The 15,463-nt window shown below is 46.3% G+C and carries 19 protein-coding genes; 2 read left to right on the top strand and 17 right to left on the bottom strand.

Annotated elements, in window-relative coordinates:
* Positions 1-48: 48 nt before the first annotated feature.
* The 8 genes from FA92_RS06210 to FA92_RS06175 form a co-directional block, all read right to left on the bottom strand.
* Positions 49-345: a hypothetical protein gene (locus FA92_RS06210; protein WP_033782722.1), complete on the bottom strand. Its 297-nt coding sequence runs from the start codon at positions 343-345 to the stop codon at positions 49-51.
* Positions 346-354: 9 nt separating this feature from the next.
* Entirely contained in the window at positions 355-1,452 is a 1,098-nt protein-coding gene (locus FA92_RS06205; RefSeq protein ID WP_033782721.1) for a major capsid protein, read from the bottom strand.
* A 12-nt stretch (positions 1,453-1,464) separates the two neighbouring features.
* Positions 1,465-1,911 (bottom strand): hypothetical protein, encoded by a 447-nt coding sequence (locus FA92_RS06200; RefSeq protein WP_033782720.1) that lies wholly within the window; start codon positions 1,909-1,911, stop codon positions 1,465-1,467.
* A complete protein-coding gene (locus FA92_RS06195; RefSeq protein ID WP_033782719.1) occupies positions 1,911-3,188 on the bottom strand; it encodes a hypothetical protein in 1,278 nt (425 codons plus the stop codon). Before FA92_RS06195 ends, FA92_RS06200 begins: the two co-directional genes overlap by 1 nt.
* A 13-nt stretch (positions 3,189-3,201) precedes the next feature.
* The gene (locus FA92_RS06190; protein ID WP_033782718.1) at positions 3,202-4,161 is read right to left on the bottom strand and encodes a phage minor head protein; all 960 of its coding nucleotides are present in this window, start codon (positions 4,159-4,161) and stop codon (positions 3,202-3,204) included.
* On the bottom strand, positions 4,145-5,452 hold the full coding sequence (locus tag FA92_RS06185; protein ID WP_033782717.1) for an anti-CBASS Acb1 family protein: 1,308 nt from the start codon (positions 5,450-5,452) through the stop codon (positions 4,145-4,147). Before FA92_RS06185 ends, FA92_RS06190 begins: the two co-directional genes overlap by 17 nt.
* A 274-nt stretch (positions 5,453-5,726) precedes the next feature.
* On the bottom strand, positions 5,727-6,980 hold the full coding sequence (locus FA92_RS06180; RefSeq protein ID WP_033782712.1) for a phage terminase large subunit: 1,254 nt from the start codon (positions 6,978-6,980) through the stop codon (positions 5,727-5,729).
* Positions 6,973-7,410 (bottom strand): ubiquitin carboxyl-hydrolase, encoded by a 438-nt coding sequence (locus FA92_RS06175; protein WP_033782711.1) that lies wholly within the window; start codon positions 7,408-7,410, stop codon positions 6,973-6,975. The genes FA92_RS06180 and FA92_RS06175 overlap by 8 nt, the downstream gene beginning before the upstream one ends.
* Before the next feature lie 93 nt (positions 7,411-7,503).
* Here FA92_RS06175 and FA92_RS06170 point away from each other — a divergent pair, with 93 nt between their 5' ends.
* On the top strand, positions 7,504-7,932 hold the full coding sequence (locus FA92_RS06170; protein ID WP_033782710.1) for a hypothetical protein: 429 nt from the start codon (positions 7,504-7,506) through the stop codon (positions 7,930-7,932).
* Positions 7,933-8,210: 278 nt separating this feature from the next.
* Here the strand turns inward: FA92_RS06170 and FA92_RS06160 are convergent, their stop codons facing one another.
* From FA92_RS06160 to FA92_RS06135, 6 genes are read right to left on the bottom strand one after another with little or no spacing between them, the layout of a single operon-like run.
* Complete coding sequence (locus FA92_RS06160; RefSeq protein ID WP_033782707.1) at positions 8,211-8,642, bottom strand: hypothetical protein; 432 nt, start codon at positions 8,640-8,642, stop codon at positions 8,211-8,213.
* Positions 8,643-8,674: 32 nt separating this feature from the next.
* A complete protein-coding gene (locus FA92_RS06155) occupies positions 8,675-9,259 on the bottom strand; it encodes a hypothetical protein (protein ID WP_033782705.1) in 585 nt (194 codons plus the stop codon).
* 57 nt (positions 9,260-9,316) lie between these two features.
* Complete coding sequence (locus FA92_RS23760) at positions 9,317-9,769, bottom strand: lysis protein (protein WP_033782703.1); 453 nt, start codon at positions 9,767-9,769, stop codon at positions 9,317-9,319.
* A 14-nt stretch (positions 9,770-9,783) separates the two neighbouring features.
* Positions 9,784-10,206, bottom strand: a complete 423-nt coding sequence (locus tag FA92_RS06145) for a structural protein (protein WP_033782702.1) — start codon at positions 10,204-10,206, stop codon at positions 9,784-9,786.
* Positions 10,203-10,499: a phage holin family protein gene (locus FA92_RS06140; protein WP_033782701.1), complete on the bottom strand. Its 297-nt coding sequence runs from the start codon at positions 10,497-10,499 to the stop codon at positions 10,203-10,205. The genes FA92_RS06145 and FA92_RS06140 overlap by 4 nt, the downstream gene beginning before the upstream one ends.
* Positions 10,496-10,882, bottom strand: coding sequence for a putative holin (locus FA92_RS06135; RefSeq protein WP_033782700.1), 387 nt, complete (start codon positions 10,880-10,882; stop codon positions 10,496-10,498). Before FA92_RS06135 ends, FA92_RS06140 begins: the two co-directional genes overlap by 4 nt.
* A 385-nt stretch (positions 10,883-11,267) precedes the next feature.
* On the opposite strand from FA92_RS06135, the gene FA92_RS06130 reads away from it, so the two are divergent.
* On the top strand, positions 11,268-12,284 hold the full coding sequence (locus FA92_RS06130) for a hypothetical protein (RefSeq protein WP_239780513.1): 1,017 nt from the start codon (positions 11,268-11,270) through the stop codon (positions 12,282-12,284).
* A gap of 23 nt (positions 12,285-12,307) precedes the next feature.
* On the opposite strand, the gene FA92_RS06125 is transcribed toward FA92_RS06130, so the two are convergent.
* The 3 genes from FA92_RS06125 to FA92_RS06115 all read right to left on the bottom strand — a co-directional run bounded on the left by FA92_RS06125 (position 12,308) and on the right by FA92_RS06115 (position 15,267).
* Positions 12,308-12,670 (bottom strand): antiterminator Q family protein, encoded by a 363-nt coding sequence (locus FA92_RS06125; RefSeq protein ID WP_033782698.1) that lies wholly within the window; start codon positions 12,668-12,670, stop codon positions 12,308-12,310.
* 213 nt (positions 12,671-12,883) lie between these two features.
* Positions 12,884-13,810, bottom strand: coding sequence for a hypothetical protein (locus FA92_RS23230; RefSeq protein ID WP_156105672.1), 927 nt, complete (start codon positions 13,808-13,810; stop codon positions 12,884-12,886).
* Positions 13,810-15,267: an AAA family ATPase gene (locus FA92_RS06115; RefSeq protein WP_033782696.1), complete on the bottom strand. Its 1,458-nt coding sequence runs from the start codon at positions 15,265-15,267 to the stop codon at positions 13,810-13,812. Before FA92_RS06115 ends, FA92_RS23230 begins: the two co-directional genes overlap by 1 nt.
* Between the last annotated feature and the right edge of the window lie 196 nt (positions 15,268-15,463).

Raw genomic sequence — 15,463 nt, 5'->3', positions numbered from 1 at the left:
AAAAAGCCCTCCGCAGAGGGCATAAAAAAACCGCCTGAGCGGCGGCTGTTATTCAGCGGGGAAAAGCTTTTCCAACTCGCCATCCGGCAACAGCGCTGAAAGCTTGTCAGCACCAAGATTGCCTTTGTACTCAATACCGAGTTCATCAAGCCGGGCAGTAATGATCTCTTTGCGCGTCTTGTTTTCGGTACTGGCTTCCGGGGTAGCCGGGACCAGCTCAGCCGATGCCTTATCAGACAGCTTGCGAACATGAGGTTTTAAAGAAGGATGTACGGTTTCAAGTTCCACAACATCACCAGTCTCCACACCGTACCAGGGCCTGATCACTTCGTATTTGTCAGCCATTATTTTTCCTTAGTCGAGATTTGCGCCGTAAAGTACACCTGAGAGGCCTTCATCATCGCGTTTAATCTGCAAGCCTTCCGCAGACATGATCTGGAAGTTGAAATTGCTCTGCGGCATAAGGCGCGGCAGAGGAACAACACCAACAGCCATCCCCACCAGCGGGGAGATAACGTCCTTGCGGCGCTCGTATGCAATGAACTCGTTGCCCTTGAGCGCAAAAGTCATCCGCACGTCTTTCACAGGCATGAACTTTTTAATGGCATCAAGGACGGTGCCACTCACCAGAGCATTAGTGCCGCTATTGATGTCGATAAGGTACGGTTTACCCATGTTTGCCCAGATTTGGGAGCTAACCCAGAGCACGTCATAGGCGGTGACTTTATTGGCCTGGGCAGTCAGTCCGAACGCACCAGTAGTACCAAAAAATTCGAGTAACTGCGCTGGGGTGGCTTTGGTAAGGTCGATGTTTGCACCACCAGCACCACTGCCCAGATTAATTTTCTGCGTGTTACGATGGTTTTTGATGCCCTGCGATTTCAACCCATCCACGGAGATGTTGTCATTGCCGTTGAGGTAGGCTTTAACGCGGCGTTTGTGGAATTTGCGCATTTTTGCTGCCTGCGAATCCAGCGCCAGATCAATTCCCACTGTGCTCAATCCAGCAGCGTGACGCCAGTTAACACCGTAACCTGCAGTGAATACCGGAATCGGGTCACCATCGCTGTCGTACTCAGTGTGATCGAACGAATATGGAGCCTGACCATCGATGCTCACTGAAACATCATCAGCGATATCGCCAACGACGGTATAAAGTTTTGCAGTTTTGCCGATGTTGAGGACCGTCTGAACGCTCATCAGGTCGTTGACAATTTCCATGCCGGTTTCCTGATCGCGCAACTGGATAACCTGTCGGTCAATCTCTGCCCAGAACTCGCGAGTAAGGCCGCCGATGGTGTTCACAGCCAGCATTTCCGCATCCATCACGCTGCGATAGGCGTTCACCATGATGTCGTTATGATGGTTAAAGATGTTGCGGTTGGCCCATAGTTGATTCCAGTGCCCTTGGAGGCGACTGTTTGTTGCCAGTGTTTCAGCGGTAAAATACATTTTTTCTCCTGATTATGCGCCAGCGGCAATGGTGCCAACACGCATGCGCACACGAATGAAATCGGCTGTACCGGTCGCAATCGTGGCCTCGTCCTGGCTATAGCCGATCACCGAGTCAGTGTCAGCGGTTGCCGGTGTGAAATTGCCATTGGTGCCGAGTTTGATCGGGGTGTCTTTGGCATATGTCCCCGGACCACAGCGCAATGCCAGCTCGCGGCCCTCTTCCACGTAATTGCCCACCGCTGAATCACCGCCAGGAACCGCGTCAGTAATTGACAGCCCCTGATGATGTGCGACGTCAATGATGTAGATGCGGCCACGTAATGACGTAGCCTGCACAAATTCATCATCGGCGTTGATGACTGCGGCGCTTCCGGGCAGCAGGTCTGTAGCTGCCACGCGGGTTTCGGTCTTATAGAGTGATTTCCCGTCGATATTGACGCGACGATAACGAGCCATTACGCAGCACCTCCGAAATAGGTAGCAGGGTCTGGTGCTCCGTTAACGGGTGGGTTTTTAGCGCTGTTGGCCCCGAGCTGGGTAGCCTCTCCCATCTTGCTAAACATCTCTTTCAGGGCTTCACCTGTGAGTGCGTTGGCAATGACCTCGCCATGAACGGCAGCCACCGCGTCACGCATGGTTTTCTCTTCAGCGCGGGCATTGGCGGTCAGGGTGTCAGAGAGCGTCTTCTGGTTTGCCTGAATACCTGCCAGCGCCTCTACGATGGGTTTCAGTGTGGTCTCGTTGTTCGCAGTGATAGCGCCGCTGACGATGTTGCCGATTTGCTCGACATCTTCTTTGGTTAAAGGCATTTCGCCCTCCTTATGGTGATTGTTCGTTGCAGGAGCATCCTGCGGTGTGAAAATGGATTTGACCTTGTTGGCTACGATTGCCACCCAAGACTCCTGGCGGGTAACTTTTGAGCCGGTATCGTCAAAGGTGATTTTCCCGCCTTCATTGGTGTAGCCGTAAACCTGAGCGTCACTCCCGTTACGGATGACAATGGCCTGTGAGTCAGTGAAATCGGCAATCCAGGCGTAATCATCCGGCCCTTTCACAAATTTATCGCGGGCAGCCTGTTCCAGACGGCGCTCGCGCTCGCGGTAGCTTTCCCCCACCAGCGCGCCGGAATTAGGTTTGAGTGTTCTGGCCTGATCGGCATTAACCATCAGGCCAACGCCCTGCTCTGGCTGTGCCGCGCCAACCTCATGCAGCAGGATGGCGTCGTGGTCCATGGCGTTGATTTTTGCCACCCATTCGATGCCCTGGGCTTTTTGCTTTTCGTTAGCCTCCAGCTGGTCGAGAAACACGGCAACGCTGGTGTGGATTGGCGGCACATCCTCGCCGCGCTCAATGGCTGCTACGCGCTCCAGCAGCTCACGCCCGCCCTCGCTCTGATTGGCAACAGTGGTATCGACCCATTTCTCTGCATAAACGCGGTTGCCAGACTTCTTCACGTTGCGATTCCACGCGCCGATGTGACCGACATTGATGCCCTCTGGTGAGAACGCAGAGACAAACTGCCCGTTAACGGTCGGATGACCGAGCGGTGCAAGCGTTCCCTCCAGCCCCTGATAATGAGCGTCAATTTCAGAGGCCGGATACAGGCCGCCGTTCATCACAACGTTTGCCGGTAACGTGTAACTCGGAAGTACCAGATGCGGGCGACCGTTATGCGTTTCGCGGCGTATAGACTGATTGTTCACCCTGGTGGTGACGTTAATCTGCATAGGCATGGTTATGTCTCGATTAGGCTGCGTGCTGGTGGCCGCAGCATTGATGTGAATGGTTGGCGGCGAGTGCCATGTATCGTTTGTATTCCCCCTGAGCCATCTCAATAATTTTTGAGTTGAGTGGGTTACCTTTAGCGTCCACCAGCACCTCAACCTGTGAGCATTTGCAGTTGATCGCATTGGCTCCGATGGCATACCACCGCCTCACCTCCTCCGTCGTATAAAGGTGCGCGTGCCGGATGGCATGCGACTGGCGCGTTGTGGGACTGAGTGCTGAGTAATGTAGTAACCGGATGTTTAACCCCAGGTCTCGGCTTGCTTCGTCAGCCTCATCCCAGCGGGCGCGCCGCAGTGCGGTAGTCAGCTCTGTTCTGGCTATTCTGTTAACACGACGTTTTTCAATACCTGCCTGCGCGGTCAGGTTTTTAGCCACCACTGAGGGGTGAAGCCCGCGCCCGATGCCCTCAGTTAACACCCGCGCCATGTTCCGCTTAACCTCTGCTGATAGCCCCTTCATCTCCTCAAACACGCGTGTGTATACCAGCGTCATTCGGCGCTGATAGGGTTCGCTCATTAGCAGGGATTGGAGGGAATGCCTGTCAGCCAGGTAGGTTGCTGACTGCTGGGACAGGTTGGCAAATGTCTGGGCGGTCCCGCGTACAACGGCAACCTCAACGTAATTTTCAGTGAACCAGTTATTGTTCTGGTCTCCCTCCACCAGCACGGCATCGGTCAGAATGCTGGCGTCGTTGAGAACCATGTTCAGCAGAACCGGATCGAGCTGGTATTCATAACGGGCGTTAATGGCGAGGGATGCCGGGAATCGCTCAAGGGTGTCTTTATAGATTTTACTGACCTTCTTAATGCGTCTGGCGAAATCCTTCATCGCCTTACGCTCTAACTGGTCAATGCCGGTCGGGTCTTGTTTGTTGCTGGGTAGGATTGCGAACCTGGGCGTCTTATTCCTCTTCGTCATCGTCATCCTCCGGCAGCGGTTTACCCCCACCAGGCTCATAACCTGCTGCAACACGGATTTCATCAACCGTGAATACCTGCTCCCCGGAGGCTAGCGCTGCCTGGTTGATGCTGCTCATTTTGCTGGCGCTTTCGAGTTTGTCAGAAGGTGATTGCTCATTTAGCTCATCCCAGACGATGCTAAATTTTGCTACTGGTTTGATGATTTGCAGATAGAGCAACTTATCGACCATATCCTCAATATCGAACGACAGATCACCCCGGCGCGACTGGCAGCGACCATTAAAATAAATCTGGTCCTCAGCGCTGGCCCGCTCACCTGACTGGTTGCCAACGATGATGCGTGAAGGAATATCAACCGAGGCGCAAAACGTTTTCAGGTTCACCTCATAGGTGGGTTCCGGGTCAGAGACGGCATTAACCATCGATGTGACCTGTGCGCCCTGAGTAATCAGTAGCGTGTCATTACCACGATTTAGCTCGCGTGCGGCTTCGTTAAAACGCTCCTGCAGTTCATCCACAGTGACGCCATACAATGAGGCCAGATTTTTGAAATCGACCTCCTTGTCGAAGTTGATGCTCTGCTGGCGCGCTGCATTCTTCAGAAACGACTCACCAGAGCCGCCTTCGACTTTCTCCAGGCTGACGCAAGCGTTATAGCCTGGCTCCAGAAAACCGATCTCGTCATCTGACATATCGCCGATGATCAGAACGCGGTCAGGGTGAATCTTACGCTGTGCAGTGCTGCCGTCCGATAGCGTCTCTGTGTACTGCCACATCGTGATAGCGCCATTGCTGTCGCGGGTGGCAACCTTCAAGGCGCTTGCCCATACAGGCGTGATTTTCTGCAGCGCTTTGCCTTTAATAACCGGCTCAACCCACTCCTTGCTGTCTTTAACGTGCAGCAGGATGCCAGCCCAGCGCCCCACCAGCCGCCTTACATCCGCCCTGGCAATTGCGCGCCAGAATCGGTGGCTGAATACCTGATTGCTTGCACGCTCCCACGCAGTCATCTCTCGCGACTCATCGGACGGCTCGCCCTCAATGACCTGCGGGTTTGTTTTCCAGCAATTGGAAGCCAGCTTATTTACTGCGCCGTTCGCAATGCCGCCACGCCGGTAAAGTTTGTACAGATCATCAAATGTCAGGTTTTCTTTAAAGCCGTATTCACACCATGCGCTTTCGCGCTTTACGTCCAGCCCCATGCCGGGATTGAAAGCCATTGCACGCGCACGGGCCATCCTGACGTCATTCAGCGCGTGATTGACGGCGAGTGTTAATTTATCAGTCATGATTTTCCTGCTGGTGGATTTCAGGCAATAAAAAAGGCCGCCTGAGCGACCTGTTAAAAAAACTGATTTTAGCCCTATTTAACATAATGGGTCTTACCCGCCATGCTGAAAAGGCACTCGCGCGCAATTCATCATGAACGGGTTATTTCTCTATGATTTCCTCACGGCATAGTTGAAATCGGGCTGCATAAAACGTGCATAAAACCAGCCCGAAAATGCATAGCCTTAAATCATAGCGAAAAGGGTATTTTCGGGACTTACTACAAAAAAAGTTTTATCTTCCCTGCAGGCGCTTAGGAATCATCATACCCATCGTCTGACCCTTGCGTTTGATGTGGCCATCAAGACCGTACCTAATGCCATCCCAGCAGTGTTCATTACCATCAGCCAGTTTTGGCAATACTTCCCCTGTAATGCGATCAGTTTTGTACGACCACATTCTGGCTTCGCGTGCCACATTCTTACAGCGCGGGTGGATAATGATTTCATCAAAGCCGCGCAAGTGAGCGATACCATCCTCTACACTGCCCTGCCACTTCTCAGCTGCGGAGATATTGAACCCCTGACGCCTGAGATAGCTGATTGTCTCCGGGCGCGCTGAGTCAGCCTTGATGGGCCAATCGCGTGCGCCGGGGATCGTGTCATATAGAGCGGGCATGTAGTCGAGTTCGGTTTGCTGCCCATATGCCTCGTATTCAACATAGAGCCGGTTATGCAGAATGAATGATCGGGTGAGCGTATTGGGGTCTTTGGCAAAACCAAAGTCCGCACCAAAGAAAAGCCGCTCCGCCTCTTTCCACAAATTGTCTGAGAACTCAGCAACACGGTATTTGCCAGCCAGCACCTGTTTGTCTGAGTTTTCGAGGTATGCGCCCTCCCATACCCAGGCATAAGTTGCCGGATCGAGACGGCGCTCATCGTTCTGGCGCTCGCCCTCCAACACGTCAGGAAACCAGGGGTTATCCGTGTAATTCATCTCTACGGTTATGCAGTCGTCACCAGCCTCTTTGCGGAACCTCTTATCGGTAGCACTGCCGTCGCGCTCTGGGTTCCACGTGACCCAAATCTCCGAACCTTCTTCACGGACTGTCGGGCTAAGCTTCTGCCAGGCGATTTCACTGACTGACTCAGCTTCATCTACCCAGCAAAGCAGGATGCGCGCCTTTGACTTTATACTGTCCAGGTTGTGCCGCAGACCAGAGAAAACGTATGTCACCGTTTTGTCGATGGTGCGGATGTATTTATCACCAATGTCAAAGTTGGACGCCAGCCAAGGCACGGAAAGGATCGCCTGCTTAACCTCCTGCATGCTCGACTCCTCCAGTGAGTTCATGAACTCACGCGCACAAAGGATCACCCCACTCTCACGGTTCATCATCGCCTGATAAGCCCTGACCGCTGTCATCAAGGCAAATGTGCGTGTCTTTGCACTGCCGCGCCCACCATGTGAACAGCGATAGCGTTTACCTACCGCAGTAAACAGGGGAGCAAGTTTAGCGGGAATTGGAAGTTGTACGGCATCAGTCATGTTTAGGCTCAACTGGTAAAAGCTGAATCACAGTTGGTTTTGGTGCCATGCTGCCATCAGATGATTTATGGTCGATTTCCTGACTCACTTTGTCACCGTACTTTTTCGGGTTCATCCTTGCCAGCGCCCATTTACGGGTATCAATTCGCAGCCGCGCTTTCGCCACAGCTGCAGACTCCTCAGCAGCATCATCAGCAATATCGAATATCTCCTCGAAAATTGCGTCAGCGCGAGTCTCAGTAGCTTTCGCGTATTGGTCGCGAAACTCCGCATGCTTAGCCAGCCAACGGAATACAGTCGACTTATTAGGCATGCCTCGACGCTTACATATCTTGCGCAAACTTTCACCATCAGCAAGCAGTGAACAGATGTTTGCAGCCACCTCTGGTAGATAAACAGAAGGACGGCCAGTTCTAGTTTTGGTCGTCATAGTCATTTCCGGGGAAGTTGAAATCAACTAACTAACTCAAGTTATGAATTTTATTGCCGTTAAAGATAAAAAGACTGATTAGAAGGTATGACTATGAGCGATAAAATGACCCTTTCTGAACGGGTGTTACATAGCATGGATGATTCAGATAGAAAGGGATCTGCCCTTGAGTCTATTGGGAAATTAGTAAAAGATAATGAACTAATCCCCGCCTTGTCGGAAAAAGGCAAAACAACTGTTGTTAAGTCCACTCAAGATTCAATATCCAGCATCCATAAAATCACCATAGAAAATACAGCTGGCATGACGGCTAAAAGCATTGAGGCAATCGCCAATATTGGGATAGCTCACGAATCAAAAGCCTCCGAATCCATTCAAGCCATAGAAAGGATGACTATTGCAGGTCAGCAGTCATTACTTAAGGAGTCTAAAAGTTCCAAAAAAGGCGTCATTGGCGCTGCATTTTTAGCTTTAAGTGCTATAGGTGGAGCATTGGGCGCTTACCAAAGAATTAAAAAATAAAGCAGTTTTTAAGATACTCAATTAGCTTACATGTTTTGACATAACCACTGTGGCTTTTGTGCCTGATGATACTCTTAACCAGATTATCCATGGCGAAAATATACTTATTACGCGGTCAGCTCTATGCCAGGCAGCTGAGTCTGCGCTGTCGGCATACTCAATAAACCCTTCAGCAACTGTCACATGTGCGCTGTTATTACCGTCCGTAATCTGGACGGGCGTTCTCGTTACGGTTAATGGCTCAGACATAGTTACCTCTTATTTCATTGGCCTAGTTGTTAGACGGCGGTTATCACTAGTGTCGAAACCAAGCCACGCAGCGACACCGTCAGCGTACAGGTTCCCGCTTTAAGTATGCTCACGGCAGCCTGACCACCGGAGGATGTGCTGATATGCTGCACCATACTGGGGTTAGATATCGTCCAGACAGCACCCTCCGCACGCCCGATTTGAGCACCGGTTTCACCACTGACGAGGAACGCGCCAAGGTATTGCCAGCCTTTAGGGGCGGTCGCGTTCAGCATCGTGTAATGCGTGCTGTCTACCTGAGTGACATACCATGGGGATGTGGGCGTTTTGTTGCTATCGTTCTGGATAAATATCGTGTCGGCTGGTAGTTTTTCCTGACCACCAATAACGATAGCGCCGGGTATTGATATCCCCGACATACCGGTGCCACCAATGACAGTGGCATTGGGCGTTAAAATCATTGGTTGCTCCAATAAAAACCGCCCGTAGGCGGTTAAGATGCTTGTGCAGCATTTAGACTTTCTAACATTTTTTTTTGCAACTTAAAGCTTGGGGACTTACCAAAACTTGTTGTTACAACTATTCGCATTCTTTCAGGCTTCTCTCCTGCTTTAGAAATGACTCCAGAAAGATATTTATACCAATCATCTTCTCGTTCATCTAACGGGATCCAAAGATGACATTGCTCCCCTTGCTCTATCTTTTTTGGTAATGAATCACCGTATGGATGTTTATCTATTTTCAAGAACCAATATTTTTTTTCTTGCCATGGATAAGACTTACACCTAAGCCCTAAATGATTAATTTGAACAGGAAAGTTCGACTTATTTGTTATCATGAATGATATCCCTCTGGATTCAGCATCACCAAAGGAATCTAGAGGACTTATAATGATTTTCTCGCCTACAACACAACTCAACCTAACTCTTTTTTGATTAACCGTTACATAAAGGGTGATGATAACAGCAAAAGAAGTAGCGATTCCCGCGACCCAAGTACCAATCATGATCCAAAATGTAAAATCTGCCGTATCCCTCGCCGCCTTCATTGTTTCATATGAAATATAATCAACTGCCATGCTGCTTCTCCTTTTTTATAGGGAGGGATTTTACTACTTTTTTTAAAGTAAATTAAGCTAAAGGCATTGTTCTTTTATGTAGTGCTGCAAACCGGCTATTTGCTTTCCAGCTACTTCGATTCGCTTTCTGAGGGTGAAATAATCCTGCTGAGCGGAGTCAGTAAGTCGGGCACTGGCTGCATCATCCATCCTGGTGGTGCGGGAGGCGGATTGCTTCTCACAGATGGCGTTGAGCTGCAACCGACGCTTGCCAGTAGCAACATCATCATGCAGCTGATTGATAGTGGCTTTAGCATCAGCTAATTCCTTTGTGTATTTCTCATCAAGTGCAGCCAAACTGCGTTGGCGCGTCTGCATATCGGTTATAGTGGCCGCCTGCTGCCTTGTCAGTTCCTGCGTATGCTGTGCAACCGTTCTCCAAACTACAGCTTTATAATAATAGTGGTTAGCAGCCCAGCCGAGCGCCAGGATGGCAGCAATAAGAACTCCATACAGCCAGAATTTACTCATCGATTCTGCGCCTCTTACGAACCAGCCAAATCAAGAGCGCTGACGAATACATCTAATCCGTAAGGTTGGGAGCCGTTTTCGTGTTGGATGATGGCTTGCATCAGCGAAAACAGTATAAGGCTGTCAGCCAGATCAATCGGCTCATTTGCTCCGCTACTGGTGGCCTGCACCACACTGTCAATGTATGCCTGCGTATTGTTCTCGTTAGGTGGTGCCCAGCGCTTGATGATGCTTGTGATCGTCCGCAGCCCGTATTTGCTCTGATAATTGCGCAGTATGACGATCATTGCGCGGATGCCGTACTCTGGCGAGATGAACTGGCAGAACGATTTATCAGTGCGCTGGGATTTTGGCACCAGCCCCTGCCATTCATCGCCCCAGCGAATGTTTCCTGGATTTTTGTTGCGGATGCCGCGTGGTTTTTTATTGCCCGTCATTTTTTACTACTTCCTTCCGTTGGATAAGAAACAATGCGCGCAACGTTTCCACGCGCCGCAAACACCGCGATGCATATCAGTGCGTTTGCTACAACTACCGGCCAGCCGCTGGCGTGGTATTGCCCGAACAGCCATAGCAATGCGAAATTGCCATAAAACAGAATCAGACCCGCAGCTATCCATGCGATACCGCGTTTATGTGTTCGCCCTGTTTTGCTGAACACCATCAGGCGCAGCGCAATAGCCGCGCATATGGCGACATCAATAACTGTCAGGAAATCGCTACTAATCATGATTTCTCCCCCAGCCATTTTTTAACGAATGGCAATTTTGAAACGCCACCATTTTTCAGCCAGAAATAGCCTTGCACCGCAGCGGCGGAAATTACGACAGCCGCAAGTGCATCAAGTGGTTTTTCCCGATAATCGAAATAGTCCTCTACTTTGTCCGCTACAAATCCCGCCCCAAATACCCCAGCGGCATAACCAAACAGGAAATAACCAAATATCTGTCGTCGCGTCAGGTCGCTGGCGGTGACGATAAAGCACATCGAACCGGCAAACGCCCCAAACGCGATTGAGTAATCTACAGAGGTGATAAATCCCACCAGCGCAGACGTGACAATGCCCCAGCCAGCTACGGTTGCCGTAGCGCCGGTGCTTAATGGCTCAGCCATTAGCGGTCCCTCTTAATGATTAATAAACTCAGATTTTCTCTGATAGCTGATTTAGCACGCTATTCGACTGCCTGTATCATTTCTCTGCATCAGCATTAGCCATAGTTTGTATGCAATTGGTTAGGGATTTATCGTCAAGTGAGAAGTAAAAATGACTCTTACAAGAAAAAAACTAGGCAATTCAGCATACGTACTTGAAGCGTTTTCTGGGTGGTAAGCGGTAATGCGAGGAAGCTACTCTTATCACAATACGCATCTTTTTGCGGACCGCACTAATGATTTTTTCAGAAAAATGTTTTACTTTGGTATTCCTATACGACCCGAACTCATAAAAATGTCTAACTGTTCGGTATAACTAACATTTACAGCACAAGAGGACGCCATTTTGGCTCAGGAAGAACTCCTCATTTCTACAGAAGAACAAGCATATCAACTGATTGAAAGTTACTTGTCTGGGCACCAATTACCAGAGCATATTTCGTTTGACGGATGGCCCAACCTTTCGTTTAAGCTAGAGGGTAATAACTTTAACCAAAGCTTGACTCCTTCTGTCATGAAAGGTTTTGTTGAGATGCAAAGTCAGATCAATCGAGCTTTTGCTTTGGCAAAGTTCGGTACTCCTGATCCTAGGCGTCTCACGAAAGAAGACCGCGAAGAACTTGAAATCTCGGTGGAAGTTAAGCAGGGATCTTCAATCTTAACGGTTGATATGAATGGTTTTTTAACAAAGCTTTCTCAAGAACTTGTGGGGAAAATGAGCGCTCAAGAAATAATGATTACAGTAATCAGCGCCGGTTTGATCTGGGGTGGAGTTTCCATTTTCCGCCGCTACCTCGATAATCGCAAAGAGGTCAGGCTTGCTGAGATCAATAAAGATGGTGATAAAGAACACCTCAAAACCATGCAAACTATGAGTCAGGAAGAGACAAAGCGTACAGAGATAATGGCAAGATTCATGAAACAGCAACCATTACTCGATAACATGGATCGCATGGCCTACGATGCAAAAAGTGAAATGGTCAAATCCTTTGTGAGAGCCGACAAAGCAGTAATTGACGGCATTACGCTAGATTCGGAAATGGCACGCGAACTGACTACTAACGCACGCCGACGTTCTTCCGAGATGCGAATCGATGGTGTTTACAGAATTGAGGAAGTTAATAATACTGATCCTGAAGCCTTCAAGGTGAAAGTCAGGAATGTACGCACCGACCAGCGACTTACCTGTTTAGTTCAAGATATTTTCCTCGACGAAACAGGCAACAAAGAAGCGCTGCAGCAAGCTGAGTGGGAACGCAAGCCTGTTCACTTGAGCATAAATGCAAGACATGTGGATGGTGAAATTAAATCCGCAATAATTTTGTATGTTAAAGATGTTGAAGGTGAGAAAAAGCCCGAATAATCGGGCTCAAAGCTCTACTATCTCTAATCCATATCAAGTTTAACGTCAAGCATTGAAAGACAGCCGTCAATAAAACCTTCAGCCATTTGTATTTGTATACGGATCATTTTTTCGTCGCAATGTGCGCGTTTAGCTAATTTTCGTTTCGAGACTTTATAAAAGTAATAAAGCACGATCAATTTATGCTCATCAGGACGCTTTAACTTAAGTTTTGCTAAGCATGATTCAATTATCAGTCCATCATCATCGCTGCATATCGGTCCCATCTTAGATATTTGTGGTAACAGTCCTTTAAAACCGGCGGCAATTGACGAATAGTCAATATTGTTAGATTCTGTTTTTGCCCATCCCGCCCAGCGCTCCAATAATTCAGGCATATCACGCATATTGTTCTCCACACTTTTTTATTTTACCCACCCACTGCGTAAAAATTTAATACGCTTTATAATTTATTAACTTCGCCTATTTTTTACATTCTATTCTGATGGTTGATCATCAAGTCTGTCCTGCAAAACAGAATGATAAAAAGTATATTTTTAATTTTAAACGCTCTTTTACTATTAACAGAACTATCAACTTATTATGAGCACCATCCTATTCTAATCAATATCCACACCAAATTGTTTAGCTACACAAATCCTAGCTTTACCATATTCACACTCTTTGTATTTATCTGGTGTAAACTCTAATAAATCGGCAAGTTCAATTTCAAAATCTAAGTTATCATCTACACTTTTTTTCCGTGCAGCAAAACCTTTTGATTTTCTTGCCAAATAAAATGCCCTGTTAGAATAACCAGCATATCGCCGCTTTAACTGAAATGTCTTAATAGAATTTCTCGAATTATTAATATTTTTAGTTACCACGAGCTCTAAAAAGTATTTATCAGGTGCAAGTTGTAGAGCATAAAATTCCGCAAAGTCACCGTTAATATTTACAGGACTAAGCCTAAACTCAATAGATTCTTCATCAACTAAGGGGTTTAGATGATGTATTTTTGCAAAATCTTTTGCATGTTTCATCTGAGGCCCATTACATTTTTCACAGCAAGGTATAAAATTGGATAATGTTAATGAAAGATAAGGGTAATCAGATTTAGAATAGTAATGGTCAATATGTGGCCTAAATCCCGTTCCATCTTCGCTAGGGAGACTGGTGGCAGTGCTAACCATTTGGCAATAACTACATATTTCGTATCTGGCTAAATCGCAAAGATGGTAAGCTGTCCATGGATCATTAGATTTTGTTGAGAACTTTCCGAAGTTGAAAATTTTTTCTAATTTTTCTGATACACAACCATGTATCAAACCATTACCGAAGCGATTTCTATAATCTAATATACAATTATATAAGTCATTAGGACTACCTGTAATTATTGATTTTCTATTGGCGTGGATAAAATCTCTAATAGAATTATGAATGTAAGAATTAGTGAGCTCTTTTAGCCCCTCCTCTATGATTGTTTCTAAAAATAAATAATGTTGAGCTGAAGCGTCTTCCCATATATCTGAAATATTTATTATCATTACAATATTTCCTTCTTGAGTGCGGCCTTTATAGAAATATCACCAATAGACTCCACTAAATTAAGGTCATGCTGCGTAGTATTATTGCTCAAAGCTCTTTTGTAAATGTCATTGATATTGTAAGCGGCGAATTCTCCCAATGAACTCGAAGAGAAGGCGCTGGAAATAATCTCCTCGATCGGAGCAGCAAATGTGACTGTAAAATTATTGGAGTCTAAACTAATAACAAAATCCCCTGGAATGTCGGCAGCTAACAAAGGTGAATGTGTTGCTAAAACAAGCTGCAAAGTTTTCAAAGAATATTTTTTCTTAATACCACCCAAAAAATTATTAATTAAAGAAATATATTTCCTTTGCCAGTCCAAGTGCAAGTATGCATCGCCCTCATCAATTAATAACAGTATAGAACTGTAACCTTCTCTTGTGGCTTTGCTGACTGAGTCATCTATTAATGAAAACTGCTCAACTAAAGCTTGGATACCAGAGCTTTGATTTGACCACTCGATTAAAATAGACGTATCAGCTCCTTTTATATTTATAAGATTATCATAATTATCAATTTTTAATGTTAATCTGCGATGGCTATAACTTTTAGCGCTAATTTCGCTATTATTTTTGATTAATGCAAGGGTATTAGCTGCTAAAATTTTTAGTTTATTAATGTGTTTTTTATCAACCGAATCCAACTTTCCATTTATAATATCCATACTCTCAAGAAACTGAGTTGCTATAGTTACAGCAGACTTTTTATCCATCATCAAATATAAATATTCAAGGGCTGAAAAATAACACATCCCTTTAGTCTTACCAAAATCCTTTATGACAACTTCCTCAAGAATTGATTCGATTTTGTTTAACACATCCTCTCTATTTTTATCTAAATCAAAAACGGATTTTTTTTCATTTCTACTAAGGTATTCACCATCTTTAAGTAAGGCTAACTCCTTAATTAAAATAACTAGCTCTCTATTCCCTATTATTTTTGACTTGGAAAGTATAGGTATAAGCAAAGATCTAAATACTAAAGATGTGTATCTAACAATCCCTTCAAGTTGTGTTTTCACCCCTAACATCTTAGAAACTTTACCAAAATTCTCAAGTCTTTTATTATCTTTTGAATTTGCTTTGGTAGGAGACGCGTTAAATATCCCCTTTCGGCGACTAAGCTTCCGTCGATAGGGTAAGGCAGAATAATAAATTGAACAAATTTCATTTTTGTATGAATCTGCACTTTCGACTAGTCTCTCGTGATCATCTTGGACATATAATTTAAGAGAATTATCGCCAGGGGCATTTATAGCATTCGCTAGAGAAACTAGCATTCTTGTTTTACCAGATCCGTTAGTCCCTAAGAGTAAGCTAACACTATCTATTTCAAATAAATCACCATATCGCCCTGCATCCTTTGGAACAAGCTCTAGGTATTTATCATAAATTCTAGCAGATAATATTTTCATTTAATCCATCTTTTTCAGTTAATCAACAAAGCGGAATACATTTCCTACGCTGATGAAAACAAACCACAAAAAAATTAAATCACAAGAATCAAAACCTCAATAAACATCTTTGTTTTTTAACTTGTATACAAAGAAACTCCTTGAGGTTTGTTAATGAAGTTTCGCTCTCACATCCTCTTATCTATTTTTTAACATT

Source organism: Pantoea sp. 9140 (assembly GCF_000745295.1).
Lineage (GTDB): Bacteria > Pseudomonadota > Gammaproteobacteria > Enterobacterales > Enterobacteriaceae > Pantoea > Pantoea vagans.
The sequence above is the reverse complement of the archived record's forward strand: the minus strand, read 5'-3'. Positions and strand labels throughout refer to the sequence as shown.